Source organism: Candidatus Deferrimicrobiaceae bacterium, from assembly GCA_035256765.1.
Lineage (GTDB): Bacteria > Desulfobacterota > Deferrimicrobia > Deferrimicrobiales > Deferrimicrobiaceae > CSP1-8.
Map to the genome: position 1 here is coordinate 1 of DATEXR010000108.1, position 3,637 is coordinate 3,637.

At 69.9% G+C, this 3,637-nt stretch carries 4 protein-coding genes; all 4 read right to left on the minus strand.

Going from position 1 to position 3,637, the window contains the following annotated elements; all coding sequences use genetic code 11:
- Positions 1–227: 227 nt before the first annotated feature.
- Entirely contained in the window at positions 228–977 is a 750-nt protein-coding gene (locus tag VJ307_03600) for an ATP-binding cassette domain-containing protein (protein HJX73218.1), read from the minus strand.
- Between the two features lie 22 nt (positions 978–999).
- The gene (locus tag VJ307_03605; protein HJX73219.1) at positions 1,000–1,740 is read right to left on the minus strand and encodes an ATP-binding cassette domain-containing protein; all 741 of its coding nucleotides are present in this window, start codon (positions 1,738–1,740) and stop codon (positions 1,000–1,002) included.
- On the minus strand, positions 1,737–2,711 hold the full coding sequence (locus VJ307_03610; protein ID HJX73220.1) for a branched-chain amino acid ABC transporter permease: 975 nt from the start codon (positions 2,709–2,711) through the stop codon (positions 1,737–1,739). The genes VJ307_03605 and VJ307_03610 overlap by 4 nt, the downstream gene beginning before the upstream one ends.
- 15 nt (positions 2,712–2,726) lie before the next feature.
- Positions 2,727–3,637 (minus strand): branched-chain amino acid ABC transporter permease (locus VJ307_03615; protein ID HJX73221.1); only part of this gene is annotated, 911 nt, incomplete at its 5' end.

Below are 3,637 nucleotides of genomic sequence, written 5' to 3' on the forward strand. Positions count from 1 at the left end.
TACGCCTGCGCCGTGCTCGGTCGTCCTTCGCGGTCTGACGGCGCATCCGCTTCGCCTCGGCTGCCGACCCTTCCGGGGACAGGCCCCTCGCTCCCGCGGAGTACGCGCTTCTTGCACTCAGGGGGGACACTCCTTTTTTTCTCGGTGAATACATCAGGAGTGTCCCCCCCCCATCCTCAGTCGCGCGCCTTGCTGGCGCGGCGCATCGACGCTCTCGGTGCGTCAAGCTATTTACGAGACGGTGCACTGTGTTCTCCCCCGCCCGTCTGCCGGTAGTGCCGGCGGAACACCTCGCGCAGGCGCTCCTCGCTGGCGACGGAGCTTCGCCCCGCCTCGTGGATCAGTTTTCCGTTCAGGAAGATGCAGTATCGGTCGAGGACGCGGAAGGCGGCCCCCAGGTCGTGCTCGGCCAGAAGGATCGTCGCCTTCCCGCGCAGCTCCCCGTCGATGACCGAAAGGATCCTGTCCCGCACCTCGAGGGAGAGGCCGAGGAACGGCTCGTCGAACAGGAGGAGCGAGGGGGTCCCCATCATCGCCCGACCGATGACCAGCATCTGCCGCTCTCCGCCGGAGAGGATCCCCGCGGGGAACGGCCCCTTCTCCCTCAGGACGGGGAAGAGGTCGTACACCCGCTCCCGCGCCCCTTTCCGGTCGGCCGGCTTCCGGAGGTACCCCCCGACGTCCAGGTTCTCGCGGACGGTCATCCGGAGGGCGACGCGGGCGCGGTCGGACACGTAGTGCACCCCGCGCGCCACCCGCTCGTGGGCGGGCAGGCAGGTGATCTCTTCGCCGTGATAGGTGATCCTGCCGGAGGCGACTGGGACCAGCCCCGCGACCGCCTTCAGCAGCGTCGTTTTCCCTGACCCGTTCGTGCCGAATATCGCCACGACCTCCCCGGGCCGTGCCTCGAGGGTGACGCCGCGCACCGCCCTCACCTGGCCGAACATCACCGAGACGTTTTTGATTTTCAGGTGCACCGCGACTCCCGGCGTTCCGCTCTCATGGCCCGTGGTCCTGCCCGTGGGCGTGGGGCTTGTACTTCGCCAGGTCGGCGGGCTTCCCCTCCCAGGTGACCCGGCCGTCCTCGATCGCCACGACGCGGCCGCACATCTCCTCGAGGAGGAGCGGGTTGTGGGAGATGAGGAGGAAGGAGATCCCGTCGTCGCGGTGGAGGGAACGCAACAGCGCGGCGAGCTCCGCCTCGTCTTTCGTCGAAAGCGCCGAAAAAACCTCGTCGAGCAGGATGAGCTTCGGGCGGCACGAGATCGCGCGGGCGAACTCGAGCCGGCGAAGGCACCCCTGGGACAGCTGGGCGGCCGGCCAGAACCGCTGGGCGAACAGCCCCGTCCGGTGGAGGACCGATTCGGTTTCCTCCGCAAGCCCCCGGGGGGGGCGCTCCCCGTCCCCCCGCCTCCGGTCCCCGCACAACAGCGCCACGCGGACCGACTCCGCGACGGTCAGGGTGGGGTAGGGCCCCGGGATCTGGAACGTCCGGGCGAGCCCGGCGCGGAACCGCGCATCCATCGGGAGCCGGGTGATCTCCCTCCCCTCGAAGAAGATCCTCCCCCGGTCGGGGGGGATCAGTCCGGAGAGGACGTTGGCCAGCATCGTCTTCCCGGCGCCGTTGGGGCCGAACAGCCCGACCACCTCCGCCTTTTCCACGGAAAGGGTGATCCCCCGCAGGATCCGGGAAGCCCCGAACGACTTCTCGATCCCTTCCGCGCGCAGCAGTTCGCTCACGGGCTAGGCCCCCCCGGCGCCATCCTCCGCATCCGGAACCGCTCCCGCAAGGTTCCGGCCACCCCTGCCGGGAAAAACCGCAGGATGAGGAGGAGGGCCAGGGCGTACAGGAGGACCCTCGCGGCAGGGGCGATCCCCGCGCCCTGGAAGAGGACGTGCAGGAGCAGCGCCGCTACCACCGGCCCCACGATCGTGCCCCTTCCCCCGATCGCCGCGAAGGTGGCCGCCTGGAAGGAGAGCTCCAGCGAGAAGTCGGCCGCGGTCGCGCGTCCCACGTGCGCCGCGAACCCCACGCCGGCGGCCCCGGCGAGAAGGCCGGCCACGAGGAAGGCGCGCCTCTTGTGACGCGCGACGTCCACGCCCGAGGCGCGGGCGGTCAGCTCGCTTCCCCCGATCGCCGACCAGAGGAGCCCCTCCTTCGACCTCGCGATGCGCGTCATCCCCCAGGTGGAGACGAACAGGAACAGGAGCGCTCCGTAATAGGACGCCCACGGAGACGGGTTCTCCCAGGGAAGGGCCACGGGGATCCCCCCCTCGCCCCCCCAGGAGTAGGCGCCCCGGGGGGAGAAAAAGGTCTGGCCCAGCATCACCTCGTGGGCAAGCTCTCCCAGGGCGAGAGTAAGCAGCGCGATGAACGGTCCCTTGAGCCGGCCGGAGAACGTCCCGACGACGGCGGCGACGGCGGTGGAAAGAAGGAGCGCCGCGGCGCCCGCGGCGGCGAAAGGCCACCCGGCAAGGCTCGTGAGCAGCGCGCAGGAGTAGGTGGCCGTCCCGAAGAAGAGGGCGTGCCCCAGACAGATCTGCCCGGCCACCCCGCCGACGATATCCCACGAACCGACGTAGGCGGCCAGCAGGAAGCCGGAGACGAGGACATCGAGGAGGAACCGGTCCAGGCCCGCGAGGGGGAGGAGAAGGAGCATCCCCGCCCCCAGCGCCAGCGCTCCGATCGTTCTCCGCGGGAAAGGGGTCATTCCGGGGCCCCGTGCTCAGTAGTCCCGGCCGGGCGCCGTGGCGGAGAGCCCCGACGGGCGCAGGAGAAGCAGCAGGCAGATCCCCGCGAGGAGGCTGACGTAGGACCACTGGGGCGAGAGGAAGAACGCGAACGCGTTCGACCACAGCCCGAGCCCCACCGCCAGGAGGAAGAGGAACAGGACGTTCTCCATCCCCGAGGCGATCACCACGATGAGGGACAGGATGAGCGGGACTCTCCCCATGGTGGGGGTGATCGAGGTTGCGGGGGCCAGAAGGGCCCCTGCCACGGCGGCGGCCGCCGAGGCGAACCCGAAGGTGAGGTACCGGATCTTCTCCACGTCCATCCCGACCGATCCCGCGATCTCCTCCTCCTCGGCGATGAGCTTTACGGGGAGCCCCCAGCGGGAACGGAGAAAGAGGGCAAGGGCGAAAAGGATCCCGGCGGAGGCCGCGAGGGAGGCCGCCCCCCACCGGCGAACGACGACCCCGGACGCGACCGCCCAGGGGGGGTCGGCGCCGATCGACACCGGATGCGGTCCCCACAGCATCTGGGCGGCCTGTTCGAACAGGATGGCGAACCCCAGGGTTCCGACGGCCACCGAGAAGGGATGGGAGCGCACGGGGTTGATGAAGCTTTTCCCGAGGAAGACCCCGAAGGCGAACGCGATGAGAGCGGCCGGCAGGACGGCCGCCGCGGGGTGCGACACCCCCTTCGTGGACAGGGCGTAGGCGATGTATGCCCCAAGCGAAAAAAAGGCTCCGTGGGAGAGGTTGACCACTTTCACCACCCCCAGGATGAGCGCGAGGCCCGCCGCCATCAGGGCGTAGGTCGATCCCGTGAAAATTCCGTCCAGAAGGACCTGCGCGAAGGGATGCATCGAACCCTCCGTGGGAGGCCCGCGCGGGACGCGGGCCGCTCGCCGGG

Bases quoted from the DNA above. Each gene is read 5' to 3' on its own strand.
- VJ307_03610 (HJX73220.1), bottom strand. From the start codon at position 2,711: ATGACCCCTTTCCCGCGGAGAACGATCGGAGCGCTGGCGCTGGGGGCG.